This window comes from Chromobacterium sp. LK1 (assembly GCF_001043555.1).
GTDB classification, from domain to species: Bacteria; Pseudomonadota; Gammaproteobacteria; order Burkholderiales; family Chromobacteriaceae; genus Chromobacterium; species Chromobacterium aquaticum.
The window spans coordinates 64,146-80,722 of record NZ_LDUI01000030.1 but is presented as its reverse complement, the minus strand read 5'-3'; the positions used below and the strand labels follow the sequence as shown (position 1 = coordinate 80,722).

Sequence of the window (16,577 nt, the reverse complement as noted above, 5' to 3'; positions counted from 1 at the left end):
GGCTCGCTCCTATTTGGGCGCCACCCACACCAGGCGCGAATTGGCCTTGGCCTCGCCAAAGGCTTGGCGACGCCAATAACCCTGGGTCGCGTAAGCCTCAGCCGCGCCCAGCTCGGTGATGCGGCAATAGCTCACCTCGCTGAAACCGGCCTTCAACAGCTGGCTGCGGCCGCGCTGCCGGGTCTTGACGCAGCTCGGCGCTGCGGCCTGTTCCACCCATTGCTGCGGCGCGCCGGCCTGCCAGGCCAGCTCCAGTTCCAGCTTGGGCTGGGTCATCATCGCCAGCCCGTTCAACACCGAGGCCAGCAAGGGCTGCCAGCGCTCCGCCACCGCCGCGATCTGTGGCGCCAACTCGCCCGGGTAGCTGACCGCCAACGCCTCGACGCCATCCGAGCCTTGCAGCCACTGCGCGGCCTCCAGGGAAAAGTCCGCGCCCACCAGAGTCAGCAACAAGACCTTGCGCTCCGGCTGATGCACGACAAAGGCGCCGCCACCGGCCGGCACATGCAGGAAGAAGGCATCCGCGGGCAGGATCAAGGTATCCGGCAAATGGGAAGGCAGGCGGGTATGGGCCAGAGCCTGAGCCAAGGCGTCGTCCAGGTGGGAGATCACGCGGCCATGGCGCGCAAAGTAGCCCCAGGATTCCGCCAGCGCCAGCTCGGCGACTATGGTCTGCTGCCGCACTTCAAACACTTGGGCGGCGCGCTCCAGCTCACGCTTGATCACTTCCTTCATTTCCTTGCGCGCCGCGGACGGCTGCGCGGCCTGCGCATACAGTTGACCGATCCGCTTGGCCCAAGGACGGGAGGCCGCATAACGCTGCACGGCATACACCATTCCTACCCCTTTCCTGAAACAAAAAAGGGCGCATTGTAGCAAAGCGGGCCCCGGCGCCCAAGCGAACGGCGGCGATCAGCCCTCGCCGCCGGTTTTGCCGGGAGGCCGGCCGCGGCTTTCGGCGATGCCGGAATACAGCCATTGCCGGAAATGATTCAAGGTCATCGGCTTACCGAAATAAAAGCCTTGCAGATATTCAAACCCCTTGACGTTGAGATAGCTCTGCTGCCCCTGGGTCTCCACCCCCTTGACGATGACCTGCACCCCCATCTCATTGGATGACAGCAGCAGGCCGTCCAGGATATTGCCCTTCAGGCTGTCCTGCCCCAGCGCCGACACATAGCCTTTTTCCACTTTCAGATAATCAAAGCCCCAGCGGCTCAAATACGCCTTGTCGGCATAGCCGGCGCCAAAATCGTCCAGCGCCAGCCTCACCCCCATCTGCCGCAGCCCATTGATCACCTTCTGCGCGCCAGAGGCCTCCTGCAGCGGCGCGCGCTCGGAAATCTCCAGCACCAGCTGCGCCTGCTTGTCGCGCAGCAGATTGACCAGCGCGCGGCAATCGTCCAGCAATTCGGGCAAGGCCAGGTGCTCGGTGGAAATATTGATGCCCACCATAAAGCCCGGCGGCAACACGATCTGCTGCAGCTCCTCGGCCACGCGCCGCAGCAGATAACGCGTCAGCGCCACGATCAGGCCGGCGTCGATCGCGGTCTGGATGAACACCTCGGAACGCACATTGCCCTGCACCGGATGTCGCCAGCGCGCCAGCACTTCCACGCCGACGCACTCGCCATTGCTCGCGGTGACGATGGGCTGGTAATGCGCGAAGAATTCCTTCTGCCGAATCCCCTCGGCAATCTCCCAGCCGGTCGCCTTGCGACCGCCGCCGCCTCGGCGCACGCCCCAAGCGATGCCGCAGCCTAGCGCCGCCGCCAGCAGCAAGGCCAGCCACTGCGTCCGCAAGACCTGCCAGACCAGCGCCGACCACTGTGGCGCGGCCAGCACGCCGATGCGCTCGGGCGCCGACGGCAGCCAGCTCGCCTCGCCAACCGGCTCCGCGCCCAAGGGCCTCACCTCGCCGCTGGCGACCAATACCTCGCCGCCCACCTGCAAACTCATCTTCAAGCTTTCGCGCTCGGCCAGCGCCAGCTGCGCCACCAAGGGGCCCGCGTCCAGCTCCAGCATTCCTGCCGCATTCGCCAGCCGCAGGCCCGGCACCATCCGGCCATTGCCGGTCGGCAGCAGCCGCGCGCCGCTCTCGAACGGCTCGGCCACCACGCCCCGCCGCGATGCGCACACCACGCCGCCCGCGCCTCGCGCCGCCGCGAAACGCGCCAGCGAGGTGCGCTGTACCAGTTCCGCCAACTCCTGCGCCTGTGCGCCGCAATCCATCCCTGGCGGCAAGGCATCCAGCCGCGCCAGCGCGGCGAAGGCCGGCGATAGCTGCCAGTTCAACTGTCCGGCGACGAATTCCGCCCTCTCCCCCGCCAGCCACTGTGCCCGCAAACCCGTCGCAAGCAGGGCCAAGCCCAGCGTCAGCGACAGCAGCAATCCGGCGCAGACGGCATACGCCGCGCCGGCGGAACTGGACAACAGCCAGGCGCGGCCGCGCCCGGCACTTGCAAATCGGTTCTTTCCACCCATTATCAGCCCTCAACGGCGGCATTCCGCCCAAGCCCAGGTCCAAGCTCAAGTCTGTATTGAAGTGTAGTTAGAACCGCGCAAATCTCCACAAGCCGCCGCCGCGAAACTACTCAGCGACCACCGCCAGCACCGCCGTTGCATGGCGTTTTTTTACAAATCCGCCGCCGCAAGCGGCAAACAATCAAATACTTAGCCGGCATGTTTTTAAAAAACAGTTGTAAACCCGTCTGATTTACCGTATAGTCCGGCCTCTTGTGTTTCCACCGGGCATTCCAAACCACGCCTCGGCCCGTGTGAGATTGTTTCATCGTCCCTGACCATTTCCAGGCTTCGTCCACGCTTATAATGTCGCATCAGACTGGACCGCTGTTCGCCGCTTGTCAGGTTAGTGCCGATGATTTACGGCTTAAAGGCGCCGTATAACCGACCGCCACCAACCTGGCTACAAGTGACGCCGGCAGTATCCGGCTTGAAAGGACATCATGCATTTTTCCGATCTGGGCATCGCCCCGACCATCCTGCGCGCGCTGGAAGCAGCCGGCTACTCTTCCCCTACCGAAGTACAAGCCCAGGCAGTTCCCGCCGCCATCGCCGGCCGCGACCTGCTGGTATCGGCCCAAACCGGTAGCGGCAAGACCGCAGCCTTCCTGCTGCCGGCGCTGACCAAGCTGTCCGAGCGCTCCACCGGCAAGGGCCAGGGCCCTCGCGTGCTGGTGCTGTGCCCCACCCGCGAACTGGCTCAGCAAGTGGAAAAGAACGCGCTGGAATACGGCAAGGACCTGCGCTGGATGAAAACCGTCTGCCTGGTGGGCGGCTCTTCCTTCGGCTACCAGACCCGCGCGCTGTCGCGCCCGGTAGACCTGATCGTCGCCACCCCCGGCCGTCTGATGGACCACATGCGCTCCGGCCGCATCGACTTCTCCCGCCTGGAAATGCTGGTGCTGGACGAAGCCGACCGCATGCTGGACATGGGCTTCATCGAAGATATCGAGACCATCGTCAAGGCGACTCCGGAAACCCGCCAGACCGTGCTGTTCTCCGCCACGCTGGACGGCACCGTCGGCCGCATGGCCGAGAAGATGACCCGCGATCCGCAGCGCATCGAGATCGCCCGCACCGAGACCTCGGGCGGCACCATCGAAGAACATCTGCTGTACGCGGACGACCTGAACCACAAGCATCGCTTGCTGGATCACATCCTGAAAGAGTCCGGCTTTGACCAGTGCGTGATTTTCTCCGCCACCAAGGCCTACTCCGAAGAACTGGCCGACAAGCTGTCCGACCAGGGCTACTCCGCCGCCTGCCTGCACGGCGACATGCCGCAAAGCTGGCGCAACCGCACGCTGAACGATCTGCGTCGCGGCCGCATCAAGATCCTGGTGGCCACCGACGTGGCGGCGCGCGGCATCGACGTGCCCACCATCACCCACGTGGTGAACTTCGACCTACCGAAACAGGCTGAAGACTACGTGCACCGTATCGGCCGTACCGGCCGCGCCGGTCGCAACGGCACCGCCATCACCCTGGCGGAGTCCAAGGAATTCCACAAGGTGCGCCGCATCGAGCAATACCTGAAGCGCCAGATCACCGAAGGCGTGATCGAAGGCATGGAACCCACCCGTCGTCCGCCGAAAGGCCCGCGTCGCAATAGCAACGGCAAAGGCGGCTACGGCGATCGTCGTCCGGGCAGCGGCGGCCGCGGCAGCTACGGCAATCGTCGCGAAGGCGGTTACCAGGGCCAGCGTCGCGAGGGCGGCTACCAAGGCAACCGCGGTCCGCGCAGCACCCAGCAGCAATAAACGCTTACGGCCCCAAGGGGCCGTTCAGCTCAAACGCCATCGGCTCGCCGATGGCGTTTCGCATTTCACGCCGTCCCGCGGCGCAGCGACAACGCCAGGAACAGCCAGGCGCCATGCGGCAGCCATTGCTCGGTCCAACGCCAGGATTGGCTGATATCGGTCTGCTCCGGGCTCAGGAAGGCGATGCCCTCGTCCGCGCCCGGCGCGGCGGTGATGCCATTGCACACCCCGCCGCAGGCATTGTAATAGCCCGGCTCATAGCGCGGGTTATTACGGCCCCAGCCCTGCAGCATGCAGACATCGAAGGGATTGCGCCCCAGAATCCAGTCCAGCGCGCCCTGGGCGTAAGCCGACAACTCCCCGCCTTCTGGTCCCTCAAGCGCCGCCAGCCCGCTGGCCGCGGCAGCCAACGAAGCCAGCCGCGCATTCTCGCCCTGCCACCAATAGCCGCTGCCATTGCGCTGCGGCATGAAAAAACGCGCCGCGCCCGCCGCGCCGTCCACCGCCACCCACTGCCGCGGGTAGGCGAAGGGATTGCCCGGCGCCGCCGTCAATGCCATCTCGGCCTGCAAGCCACGCCGCACCGACTGGCGCGCGGCGCTCGCCAGCGGCGATGCCGGCAATACCGCGGCGAAGCGCAACAAGGCCAGATAAGGCAAGCCGGCCTCGACCGCGTGAAAATAACTCTGCCGCCGCTGCCCGTCCATCCAGAAACGGCCAACCTCGTCCTGCTGCGCCAACATGCGCCGCGCGCGGCGGTCGGCGGCATCGGCGAACACCGGCTCGCCACTGGCCGAGTACAATTCGCAGGCGGCCAGCAAGGCGCAATAATCATCGATGAAATTCTCGCAGCCATCGTCCAGATAGCGCGTATTGTGCTGCTGCAGATGAGCGAAGCCGCGCCGCGCCGCCGCCAGATAATCGCCGCGGCTGAACTCGCCGTCGCGCGGCAGTTCCGCCGCTCGCGCCAGCGCGGCGATCGCCAGGCCGCCGCCCTGGCGGAAGCCGGCCTGGAAGGCCCCCGACCTGATGCCGCGCTGCGTGGTGAAGGCGCACAGCTCACGCTGCTCCGGCGCCTTGCTCCAGCCGTCGAACAGCGTCATATAGAAAAAGCCGGACGAGTGCTGCATGCGCAGCAGAAAATCAGCGCCATGCAAGGCCTCGTCCACCATGCGCTCATCGAACCAGCGCGGCTGCGCCGGCAGGGCGGCGCGGCCGGCCATCAAGGCCCAAGCCAGCAGCGGCGTCTGCTGGGGATTCATGAAATTGGCGTAGGACAGATGGGACAGGTATTTGGAGCAATCGCCGGAGGCGTCGAACCAGCCGCCGCTGACATCGCGGCGCGCGCCGCCTCCCCACTCCGGCGCCGCGCGGTCGGCGCGGTCGTACAGGCCAGTACAACGCTGCGACTTGAAGTGATTCAGCAGATCGGACAGCATCTGAGCGCCCAGACAGTCAGATGCCACCGTGAATTCATGGCTGAGCACCGGCGGCGCGCTGTCCGGCAGCCATAGCCGATACTGGCCCGGCTGCGTCCAGGCGCTGAAATCGGCTTGCCAGTAATGCCACTCCGGCCAGCCTTCGGCCATGCCCAGCGCCTGCAAGGCGATCTCCTGCACCGGGCGGGACTCGCGGTCCAGCAGGATCAGCGCCTGCGGCCGGTCGGCCACCGAGGCTTGCAGCAAGGCCAACTTGGGTGCTTGCGGCTCGAAACCGACGTGATTCAACAGGATCTTCATGGCGCGGCTCCCGGTAAATAAATAAAGCGTTTTGCTTTAATGTCGGGCAATATTTACGCGTCGCGGCGGCCAGGTCAAGCCATTGACATAAAAAGACGCCGAATCAGGCCTTGAGCAGCACTTCGTACTGCGGGTTGAATTCGTCGAAGATGGGCAACGCCGCCGCGCCCAGCGCCACGGTATCGCGGCCGGCGCCACCCAGCAGCACCCGCGGGCCGCTGCTATGGCGTATCGATACCGGCAGCGGATGCAAGCGCTGTTCCAGCTGCTCCAGCAGATCCGCCGGCAAGAAGCCGCCTATCACCACCGCCTCGATATCCAGCAGGCTTTCCAGGATGTTGACCGCCTGCCGCAGCGGCGCCGCCGCGATCGCCAGCCAGCGCTCGATGCCGTAGCAGATTTCCGGCGTCGGCTGCCGCAGGCTGCGGGCGGCCTGCTCGGCGTCGTCGGCAAGGCCCAGCGTTTCGTACAGCGCGCGCAGCGACACATAGCGTTCCAGGCAACCATGATTGCCGCAATCGCAGGGCCTGCCGTCCGGTATCACGATCATATGGCCGATTTCGCCGGCATTGTGCTTGACCCCGGCATACAGCCGCCCGTCCAGAAACAGGCCGGCGCCCAAGCCGGCGCCGATGAACAGATAGACGAAATTACGCAGCGCGGCGGCGCGGCCATACAGACGCTCGCCGATGGCGGCGGCGGTGGCGTCCTTCTCCAGCCGCACCGGCAAGCCCAGCCGGCGCTCCAGTTCCGCCGCGGCATCCACCTCCTCCCAGCCGGGCAAGGTGGTGGGGCCCACCGAACTCATGCCCTCCACTCCAAACGGACCCGGCATCACCAGGCCCAGGCCAAGCACCCGCGTCCAGTCTATGCCTGAATCGGCGCGCAGCCGCGCCACCACATCCTCGATCAGCGGCAGCGCCTGCTGCGGACCCGGCCGCCGCACCGGCGCCTCCACTCGCGCGCGGCATTGACCGGCCAGGTCCACCGCCACCGCGATCAAGGACTGGGTGTCCAGCTGTATGCCCAGAGAATAAGCTCCGTCCGGGTTGATGCTCAGGGGAATCGCCGGCTGGCCGCGCGCGCCTTCCCGTATCGGCTCGCCGGCCAGCAGCATGCCACCGTCCAGCAGCTCCGCCGCGATATTGGACACCGTTTGCGGCGTCAGCGCGGTCAGGCGCGCGATTTCGGCGCGAGTCAGCTGCCCGTTCAGGCGTATGGTTTCGATCACCGCGCGGCGGTTGTGCGCGCGGGCATGCTCCAGATTGGTTCCCGCCACCGTGCGCGGATCCTGGCCTGCCGAAGTGGATTTCATGCCGGCAGTATGGCGAGCCGGACCCAGCCGGACAAGAGCGCCGACCGGGTCTGTTGCACCGGCGACGACAGCGCGGCGGCATTGTCACCACAATTAAATAAATCAACTTGACGAAATACCAATGTAATGATTGAATGCCAAAAAATTCTAATGGCATCGCTGAATTCTCGCGCAAGTCGATGATGTAGCACGGATTTGCGCCGAGCATCGCATTTGACCAAGGACAGCACCGTGACTGAAGCTTTTGAGTACCGCTTGGGTGTCGATGGCGGCGGCAGCGGCACCCGCGTCTGCCTGAGCGACGCGCGCTCCCGCCCGCTGGCCCATGCCGAGGGCGGGCCTTCCGCCTTGTCGCGCGGCGTGCCGCAGGCCTGGGCCGCGGTGGGCGAAGTCATCGCCCGCGCCTTCGAACAAGCCGGGCTGGCGCCGGCGCCGCCGGCGCGATGCGCGATAGGCCTGGGCCTGTCCGGCGTGCACAACAGCGCCTGGGCCGAGTCCTTCCACGCCGCCGACCCAGGCTACGCCCGCCTGCGCCTGGCCACCGATGGCTACACCACCTTGCTGGGCGCCCACGGCGGCCGGCCCGGCGTGATCGTGGCGTTGGGCACCGGCAGCATAGGCGAGGCGCTGTATCCGGACGGCAGCCACCGCGAGGTCGGCGGCTGGGGCTATCCCAGCGGCGATGAAGCCAGCGGCGCCTGGCTGGGCCAGCGCGCCGCGCAATACGCGCAGATGGCGTTGGACGGCCGTCTCGACGCGACGCCGCTGACGCGGGCGGTGCTGGAACATGTCGGCGGCGACTGGCAGGCGATGATGGCCTGGAACGGCCGCGCCACGCCGACCCTGTTCGCGCAGCTGGCGCCGCTGGTGGTGGCCAATGGCCGCCGCGATTCGCTGGCCGCGGAGCTGCTGCGCCAGGCCGGCCGCGACGCCTGGGCCATCGCCAAGGCGCTGGACCCGGAACAGCAGTTGCCGGTGGCGCTGTGCGGCGGCCTGGGCCGGGCGCTGCGCGACTGGCTGCCGCCGGAATTCGCCGCCCGCCTCAGCCGGCCGCAAGGCGACGCCTGCGCCGGCGCGCTGCTCTTGTTGGCCGACTGATCACCCTCCTCACCGCAAAGGATTTTCCATGCGCCTCTCCCCGCTGCTGCTCGCCGGCTTGCTGGCCCTGGCCGGCCCCGCTCGCGCCGACAAAATCGTGGTCGAATACTGGACCGACTCGCTCAAACCGCAGTTCGACGCCTACTTCGCCGCCGCGAAAAAGCAGTACGAGGCGCAAAACCCCAATGTCGAGCTACGCTGGGTGGATGTGTTCAACGAGGGCTTCGAAACCAAGCTCAACGCCGCCATCGCCGCCGGCCGGCCTCCGGCGCTGATCAACCACGACGTGCCGCGGCTGTACAAATACGCGCAGAAAGGCGCGCTGTTGCCGCTGGACGCGACCTTGCCGGCCGACAAGGCCGGCTATCTGCCCAATGCGCTGAGCGATCTGAGCGTGGGCGGCAAACTCTACGCCTACCCCTGGTACAACAACGTCAATGTGCTGGTGCTCAACGGCGAGCTGTTCCGCAAGGCCGGCCTGGACCCGGCGCGCAAGCTGGACAGCCTGGAACAGCAGTTGGCCGCGGCCAAGGCCATCCGCGCCAAGACCGGCGTGCCCGGCCTGCTGCCGCAGTTGGGCCAGATCGACGGCATCATGCTGGGCCGCGGCCTGCCCTTGCTGCAAAACGGCAAGGCGGTCTTCAACAGCCCGGCGCACGCGGCGCTGCTGCGCCAATACGCCGACGCCTACAAAGCTGGCGCGCTGGCCAAGGAAAACCTGTTCGCCGACGACAACTACCAGGCCAGCGTCAAGCTCTATAACAGCGGCCGGCTGGCGATGATGGAAACCGCGCCCACCGCGGTGCGCCGCACCCAGAGCGACGCCCGCGCCATTTTCGCGGTCAGCCGGGTGCAGCCGGCGCCGCTGGGTCCCACCGGCATGGTCCAGGGCGGCTACCAGTTTGGCTGGGCGGTGTCCAAGGGCCTGCCCGCGGCCACCCAGGCCGAGGCGATCAAGTTCGCGCGCTTCCTCACCAGCGACGCGCAACAGCTGGCGTTTTCCAAGGTGACCGGCGCCACCTTCCCCTCCACCCGCGCCGCGCTGCGCGATCCCTACTTCACCCAGGCCGGCGGCAGCCTGGTCGATGCCGCCCGCGTCCAGGGCGCCAAGGTTGCACCGGACATCCGCACTTTCAGCCTGAGCGGCGTGCCGCGGCTGGCGGACTTAAAGAAAAAGCTGGTGGACAGCGTGGAAGCCGCGGTCACCGGCCGCAAGGACGCTCAGTTGGCGCTGGACGAGGCCGCAGCGTTCTGGAACCGGCAGTTGCGCTAAGCGCTTTCCCACGATGCGATCCAGCGCCCGCAACGCCTGGCTGTTCCTGACTCCGGCCCTGCTGCTGATGGCAGTGTTCACGTTCTGGCCGCTGCTGTTCGGCAGCTATCTGGCCTTCACTCGCTATGATCTGCTATCGCCGCCGCAATGGGCCGGGCTGGAGAACTTCGATTATCTGTTGCAGGACGAGGTGTTCTGGCGCGCGCTGCGCAATTCCCTGCTCTATCTGCTGGTGGTGCCGGCCATCCAGCTGGCCGCCATCGCGCTGGCGCTGTTGGCCAACCGGCCGCTGCGCGGCATCAAGCTGTTCCGTGCCGCCATCTATCTGCCGGTGATCACCACCGTGGCCGTGGTCGGCATCATGTGGAACTGGATGTATGCCGATTACGGCGTGCTCAACAGCGCGCTGCGCTGGCTGGGCCTGCTGGCGGCGCAGCAGGAGATCGGCTTTCTCAGCGACGAGGACATCGCGCTGTTTTCAGTGATGTTCGTCACTTTCTGGCGCGGCATCGGCTATTACATGGTGCTCTACCTCGCCGGCCTGCAGGCGATCCCGGCGGAGATGCAGGAAGCGGCGCGGCTGGACGGCGCCAATGCCTGGCAGCGTTTCTGGCGCATTACCCTGCCGATGCTGAAGCCCACCATTCTGTTTTGCAGCCTGATCTCGACGCTGGACGCGCTCAAGGCCTTCGAGGAGGTGCTGGTGATGACGCGCGGCGGGCCGCTGAACTCGACCTACACCGTGCTCTACTACATGTTCCACCAGGGCTTCGATCAACTGGACTTTGGCCGCGGCGCCGCCGCCGGCCTACTCTTGACCGTGGTCTGCCTGCTGCTGGCCGGCCTCAATTTCCGCCTGCTGCGCCCAGACCACCGTTAGGCCCACCCATGTCAGCCAAGACTTCCGCCGTCATGCCCCCCCTTCGTTCCAGCGCCGTCGCGCGATCGCTGCGGCGGCTGCCGGACTATCTGCTGTTGCTGGCGCTGGCCGGCGCCGCCTGCTATCCCTTTGTGTGGACGCTGGCGATTGCGCTGGGCGACGGCGAGCAGGTATTCGATTTCCCGCCGCGGCTGCCGGACGCTTGGTCCCTCGCCCACTTCGCCGAAGTCTGGCAGCAGATCCCGATGGGGCGGTTTTTGTGGAACTCGGCGCTGATTTCCGGGCTGACCACCGCCGGCACGCTGCTGGTTTCCAGCTGCGCCGGCTTCGCTCTGTCGCAGCTGCGCTTCCGCGGCCGGCAATGGGTGTTCTACGCCATCATCGCCACCTTGCTGCTGCCCAGCGAGACCAATGTGCTCAGCAACTACGTGACCCTGTCCTGGCTGGGCCTGGACGACAGCCGCGTCGGCGTGGCGCTGCCGGCGCTGGCCGGCGCTTTCGGCATCTTCCTGATGAAGCACGCCTTCGAGGAGATTCCCGAGGAAATCGTCGCCGCCGCGCGCATGGACGGCGCCGACGACTGGCAGCTGTTCTGGCGCATCTGCCTGCCGCTGAGCCGGCCCTATCTGGCCACGCTGGCCATCTTCACCCTGGTGTGGTCTTGGAACAGCTATGTCTGGCCCAGCGTGGTGCTGAAAAGCCCGGAGCTGTATCCGCTGTCCGTCGGAGTGCAATACCTGAAAGGCGCGTTCGCCACTTCCACCCGCATGGTGGCCGCCGGCGCGGTGCTGACCATCGCGCCGGTGCTGCTGGTCTTCCTGTTCTGCCAGCGCTATTTCATGCGCGGCATGGACGGCGCGGTCAAATAGCGCCGCACAGCTCGGCCAGCCGCTGCGGCTGCGCCACCAGGAAATTGCCCTCGCCCTGCAACTGCACGATGCGCGCGTCGCGGCGGCGCTCCCAGGCATCCACCGGATACTGGCGCGCCCAGGCGCACATCAGTTGCTGGTCCTGCCGGCTCATGCGCAGTTGGTAGCGGGCATGCATGTACAAAGTGATGCGCGCCGCCGCGCCGCGCACTTCCTCGCGCGGCTGGAAGCGCTTGTTGCCGAAATCCGTCACCGATTGGCATTGGCCGTACATGGTCGCCGGCTTGCGGCTCCACGCGCCGTAGGCGAAGTTGGCGCGGTCGCCGTTGACCTCGCCCACCGCCGGCACCAGATTGTTCAGATCGCCTTCGGCCATGCGGAACACCGGGTCGCTGGACGCGCAGTTCTTGCGGCCGCCCTGCTGCCAGCATTGCAGCTGGTGGCCCAGGTTCCAGGCCGGCACCACGTGCTCCCACTCGATGCGGCTGGCGCGGGTTTCCGATTTGCGCGGCGCATAGCCGCAAGACTTCCAGTTCACCGCCTTGTCGCGGTAATCGCAGCCGCAGTAGAAATCCTGCTCCATGCCGGCGAACACGCGTGGCAGCACTTTCTTGGCATTGGAAAAATCGCGGTGCCCCACTTGCTTGCTGCCGCTGACCAAGGTTGCGGCCTGTACCCGGCCCGGCGCGGCGGCGTCGGCCGGCCGCGTCGCCTGCTCCAGCTGGCGCAGCGCGGCTTCACCGGCCTTGGCCAGCGCCTTCACTTCCGCGGATTGACTGATTTTGGACAGCTCGGCCGCGTCACAACCGGCCAGCAACAGAATGATAGGGATTAGGATCGAATAAGGCATGGCGGGCAGTGTAAGTACCCATCCAATTCACGACAAGGTGATGTAAAAAATATTACAAATGAGAAAATGTATTTAATCAAATAAAAACAACAACGTCATTACTTGACGCCAGGCGCCAGCCGATGCAGCCGGATGATGGCCTCACCGGTGGGCGCGGCGATGATGTCACGCAGCGTGTATTGGTCCAGCGTCTGGAAAAACGCCGCCAGCGCCAGATCCAACGCGCCTTTGAGCCGGCAGCCCGGCCGCAGCGCGCACGGCGGCTCGGCGCAGTCTATCAACTGCGACAAGCCTTCCAGCGCGCGCACCACCTCGCCGACGCGGTACTGCTCCGGCGCTCGCGCCAGCGCCAATCCGCCGCCCTTGCCGCGGCTGGTTTGCAGCCAGCCCTGCTGCGCCATGAAGTGGACGACCTTGACCAGGTGATTGCGCGACACTTCGAAGCGCTCGGCGATTTCCGGGATGGTGGCCAGTTGGCCATCCTCCTGCCAGGTCAGATACATCAGCACGCGCAGGCCAAGATCGGTGAAACGGGTCAGTTGCATGGTCCGGGACCTAGAGGGAAACCGCGGCAGCATACGCCGCCTGCGCCGCTGACTCAATGGGGACGCGGGCGGCGCGCCGCTCAACCGGCGACGGCGTTGGAGCCGAACACTTCGAAATGCACCCGTTCCGCCGCCACGCCCAGGTCCAACAGGCTGGCGCGCTGCGCCAGCATGAAGCCCACCGGGCCGCACAGGTAGTAGTCGGCGTCGTTCAGCAGCGCCAGTTCGCGCAGTTGGCTCAGTTGCAGCCGGCCCTGCTGCTGAAAGTCGCGGCCCAACTGGTCTTGCGCGCGCGGCGCTTCATAACACACATGGGCGCGCAACTGCGGGTGGTTCTCCGTCATTTGCCGCACGCCCTCGCGCATCGCGTGCGCGCCGCCATGACGCGCCGCGTGCAAGTGGCGGATTTCACGGCGGCTGCCGGTTTTCAACAAATGGCGCAGCATGGACAGCATCGGCGTCTGGCCGACGCCAGCGCTGATCAACACCACCGGGCCGCTGCGCTCCTCATGCAGGAAAAAGTCGCCCTGCGGCGCGCTCAGTTCCAGGACATCGCCCTCTCGCTTCTCCGCGTGCAGCAGGTTGGATACCCGTCCCGCCGGTTTGTCCTCGCCGCCGGCCTCGCGCTTGACCGAGATCCGCAGATACTCGCCGTTGGGCGCGTCAGACAAGCTGTACTGGCGCGGCTGGGCCAGGCCCCATTCCTCAATGAAGCATTTGACCGACACATATTGGCCAGGCCGGAAACCAGGCACCGCGCCGCCATCGGCCGGCACCAGATAGAAGGAAGTGATTTCCTCGCTCTCCGCCACCTTGCGTTCGATACGGAACGGCCTCCAGCCGGCCCAGCCGCCCTCGGCATTGGCGGCGGCGCGGTACAACTCGCGCTCCTCGGCGATCAAGATATCCGCCAACTGTCCGTAAGCGGCGGCCCAGGCCTCGACCAGCTCCGGCGTGGCCGCCTCCCCCATCACCTCCTGGATCGATGCCAGCAGATGCTTGCCGACGATGGGATAGTGCTCGGCGCGAATGCCCAGGCTCACATGCTTGTGCGCCACCCGGGTCAGCACCGGCGCCAGCGGCGAGGGGTCATCGATATGCTGGGCATAGGCCAGCACCGCCATGGCCAGCGCCTGCTGTTGCTGGCCGGAATGCTGATGCCCCTGGTTGAAAAGGTTCTTCAACTCCGGGTTGTGGCTGAACATGCGGCGATAGAAATGACTGGTCAGCGCCACCCCATGCTGTTGCAACACGGGAACGGTGGCCTTGACCAACTGGCGGGTGGTGGGACTCAACATGATGGCTCCTTGAAGATGTGTGTGAAATACATATTATTCGCGCCAAAAAATGCCCTTCCGGGCCGCTGCGCTTTTAAAGATGTAAAAATAATACATCTTTAATGCCGCGCTGTCATGTCGGTATCGAAATATTCGTTCCGGGTCGGCTTGACCCAGGTCAAGACCCCAACCATACCAGCTGCATAATATTGCGCCATTCTTACGGCATACGCGGCGACACCGCGCCCGCCACGCTCGCGGGCGCGTTCGAGCAGACAAGGCAGCTCATGGCATTGGTGCTTTACGACGACGGCAATCACAAATGCGTGGCCTTCACCGAACTGGTGCAAGGCGAAGGCATTCAGTCCAATCAATTCGCCATCATCGATCAGGGCGAAGGCATCCTGCTCGATCCCGGCGGCAATCTGACCTACAAGCATTTGATCGCCGAGCTGGCCGATTACTTCCTGCCCTCGCACACCCGCTACATCTTCGCCTCGCACCAGGATCCGGACATCATCGCCTCGGTCGGCGGCTGGCTGCTGATCACCGACGCCCAGGTGATCATCGCCGAGGAATGGACCCGCTTCCTGCCCCATTTCTGCATACGCGGCGCCACCGCCGGGCGCCTGGTGGCGATTCCGCCGCGCGGCATGTGGCTGCGCCTGGGCGGCGCCGATCTGCAAATCGTCCCCGCCCACTATCTGCACACCGTGGGCTTCTTCCAGATCTACGATCCGATCAGCAAGATACTGTTCTCCGGCGACATCGGCGCCTCGCTGATGGACGGCCACGCCGCCGGCCTGCCGGTCAGCGATTTCGACTCCCATCTGCACGATAGCCACATGCTCGCCTTCCACCGCCGCTATATGACCAATAACAAGGCCTGCCGGCTATGGGTGGACATGGTCCGCCAATTGGACGTGGAATGGATAGTGCCGCAGCACGGCGGCTCCTTCCAGGGCAAGGCGATGGTGAAGCGCTTCCTGGACTGGTTCGAAACCCTGGAGTGCGGCACCGACCTGATCGGCCCCGCCGACTTCACTCCGCCGCCGCGGGAGGCCATCCCCCATGGCTGACTGGCTGCCGCAGGGCATGGAGCTGATTCCCGGCCTGGCGCTGGCCATGGGCCTGCTGACGCTGCTGGCCGCCTTGCGCTGGCGCTCCGGCCGCGCCGGCTCCGGTCGCGAGGATGTCGCTGACACTAGGGAAATAGAGTTGGACGGCCCGACAGATGCCGCCGGCCAGCCCTACCAGGTGGACGAAGTCGACTTGCTGACCGAAGTCGACATCTTCATCGAGTTCGGCTACCTGGGACAGGCGGCGCAGGCCTTGCGCCATTATGTGGACCGCCTGGCGCCGCATTCGGCCAAGCACTTGCAACGCCTGACCGGGCTGTACCTGCAAACCGGGGCGCTGGACGACTACGGCGCGATGCTGGAACGCCAGCATGACCTGGCGTTGATCGGGCGCGAGCAACTGGAACAGGCGCTGGAAGCCGGGCTGCGCATCGAGCGCAACCATCTGGCGCTGCGCGTGCTGGCCGAGCAAAGATTGGGCTGGGACCCCGAGGCGATTCGCCTGCGCCTGGGCGACGATACGCCGGCGCTTGAAGCATCGGCCGCGCCGACTGCGCCGGCACAAGCCGCGGACGTCGGCGATCTGGAACCCTGTCCATTGCGCCCGCAAACACTGCTGCAAGGCTGCGCGCCCTTGTTTCCGCTGAACGAGGCGGAAAAGGATGCCGTCGCCGCCCTGCTGCCGGCAGAACGCCAGGCCCGAGTCTGGCTGCGCTGGCAGGAATACACCGCGGCCGCGGTCGCCTTGGAGCAGGCGCTGGCACTGCGCCCGGATTCGCTCTCCCACCTGCTGGACCTGCTGCATGTGCATTACCGGCAGCGGCAGTTGCAGCGCTATGTGCGGGTATTGTGGCAATTTCATCTATTGCTGGACGGCCACGGCGCCGACCTCAAGGAACAGCTGATCCACGCCGGCTGGCTGCTCGGCGTCCATCCGGCGCTGGATCTGCTGGCGCTGCGCCCAGACCGGCCGGAACTGGAGCGCATCGGCCGCAGCCTGGGCCTCAATATCGCCGCGGTCGGCTCCGCGCCGCAGCGTCTGCCGCTGGTGACTCGCCATGCCGCCGCGGCCGAGCTGGCGGCGACAGATCCCCGCGCCGAAGCCGACGCCTATCTGAGCGACGGCCAGGTGGACATGGCGATTCATATCCTGGAACAAGCGGTCTTGGCGCAGCCGGACGACGCCGCCAACTATCCGCCGCTGCTGCAACTCTACCGCCGCCAGGACGACCCGGCCCGCTTCCAGTGGCTGCTGCGCCAACTGCGCGGCCATGCGCCGCGGCTGCCGCTGGAGGTCAGCGCCCATCTGGCCGGTTTCGACACCGAGGCCGGCCCCAGCCACCGGCGCATGTTGGCCGCCTGATCCGCC

At 66.0% G+C, this 16,577-nt stretch carries 14 protein-coding genes; 7 read left to right on the top strand and 7 right to left on the bottom strand.

Translation table 11 applies throughout. The annotated features are described in order from the left end of the window. Positions 1-9: 9 nt before the first annotated feature. A complete protein-coding gene (locus VI26_RS13420; protein WP_048410252.1) occupies positions 10-837 on the bottom strand; it encodes a hypothetical protein in 828 nt (275 codons plus the stop codon). Between the two features lie 75 nt (positions 838-912). After that, complete coding sequence (locus VI26_RS23280) at positions 913-2,484, bottom strand: EAL domain-containing protein (protein WP_231581023.1); 1,572 nt, start codon at positions 2,482-2,484, stop codon at positions 913-915. A gap of 482 nt (positions 2,485-2,966) precedes the next feature. Between VI26_RS23280 and VI26_RS13410 the strand changes: the two genes are divergently transcribed. After that, positions 2,967-4,283 (top strand): DEAD/DEAH box helicase, encoded by a 1,317-nt coding sequence (locus VI26_RS13410; protein WP_048410251.1) that lies wholly within the window; start codon positions 2,967-2,969, stop codon positions 4,281-4,283. A 65-nt stretch (positions 4,284-4,348) separates the two neighbouring features. On the opposite strand, the gene VI26_RS13405 is transcribed toward VI26_RS13410, so the two are convergent. Both VI26_RS13405 and VI26_RS13400 read right to left on the bottom strand, forming a co-directional pair. Next, entirely contained in the window at positions 4,349-6,022 is a 1,674-nt protein-coding gene (locus VI26_RS13405) for a glycoside hydrolase family 9 protein (protein ID WP_048410250.1), read from the bottom strand. Positions 6,023-6,125: 103 nt separating this feature from the next. After that, positions 6,126-7,337, bottom strand: coding sequence for an ROK family transcriptional regulator (locus VI26_RS13400; RefSeq protein ID WP_048410249.1), 1,212 nt, complete (start codon positions 7,335-7,337; stop codon positions 6,126-6,128). Between the two features lie 231 nt (positions 7,338-7,568). Here VI26_RS13400 and VI26_RS13395 point away from each other — a divergent pair, with 231 nt between their 5' ends. From VI26_RS13395 to VI26_RS13380, 4 genes are read left to right on the top strand one after another with little or no spacing between them, the layout of a single operon-like run. Next, positions 7,569-8,435, top strand: coding sequence for a BadF/BadG/BcrA/BcrD ATPase family protein (locus VI26_RS13395; protein WP_048410365.1), 867 nt, complete (start codon positions 7,569-7,571; stop codon positions 8,433-8,435). A gap of 28 nt (positions 8,436-8,463) precedes the next feature. Further along, on the top strand, positions 8,464-9,708 hold the full coding sequence (locus tag VI26_RS13390; protein WP_048410248.1) for an ABC transporter substrate-binding protein: 1,245 nt from the start codon (positions 8,464-8,466) through the stop codon (positions 9,706-9,708). Positions 9,709-9,721: 13 nt separating this feature from the next. After that, on the top strand, positions 9,722-10,588 hold the full coding sequence (locus VI26_RS13385) for a carbohydrate ABC transporter permease (RefSeq protein WP_048410247.1): 867 nt from the start codon (positions 9,722-9,724) through the stop codon (positions 10,586-10,588). A gap of 32 nt (positions 10,589-10,620) precedes the next feature. Then, entirely contained in the window at positions 10,621-11,457 is an 837-nt protein-coding gene (locus tag VI26_RS13380; RefSeq protein WP_048410246.1) for a carbohydrate ABC transporter permease, read from the top strand. On the opposite strand, the gene VI26_RS13375 is transcribed toward VI26_RS13380, so the two are convergent. The 3 genes from VI26_RS13375 to hmpA all read right to left on the bottom strand — a co-directional run bounded on the left by VI26_RS13375 (position 11,450) and on the right by hmpA (position 14,150). Then, positions 11,450-12,307 carry an endonuclease gene (locus tag VI26_RS13375; RefSeq protein ID WP_082151057.1) on the bottom strand — a complete coding sequence of 286 codons (858 nt, stop codon included), beginning with the start codon at positions 12,305-12,307 and terminating at the stop codon, positions 11,450-11,452. The two genes, VI26_RS13380 and VI26_RS13375, sit on opposite strands and share 8 nt — an antisense overlap. A 98-nt stretch (positions 12,308-12,405) precedes the next feature. Then, positions 12,406-12,852 (bottom strand): Rrf2 family transcriptional regulator, encoded by a 447-nt coding sequence (locus VI26_RS13370; RefSeq protein WP_048410245.1) that lies wholly within the window; start codon positions 12,850-12,852, stop codon positions 12,406-12,408. Positions 12,853-12,932: 80 nt separating this feature from the next. Continuing rightward, positions 12,933-14,150, bottom strand: a complete 1,218-nt coding sequence (hmpA, locus tag VI26_RS13365; protein WP_048410244.1) for an NO-inducible flavohemoprotein — start codon at positions 14,148-14,150, stop codon at positions 12,933-12,935. A gap of 266 nt (positions 14,151-14,416) precedes the next feature. On the opposite strand from hmpA, the gene VI26_RS13360 reads away from it, so the two are divergent. After that, positions 14,417-15,208 (top strand): MBL fold metallo-hydrolase, encoded by a 792-nt coding sequence (locus VI26_RS13360; RefSeq protein ID WP_048410243.1) that lies wholly within the window; start codon positions 14,417-14,419, stop codon positions 15,206-15,208. Then, positions 15,201-16,571, top strand: coding sequence for a FimV family protein (locus VI26_RS13355; RefSeq protein ID WP_048410242.1), 1,371 nt, complete (start codon positions 15,201-15,203; stop codon positions 16,569-16,571). The genes VI26_RS13360 and VI26_RS13355 overlap by 8 nt, the downstream gene beginning before the upstream one ends. The last annotated feature ends 6 nt before the right edge of the window (positions 16,572-16,577 follow it).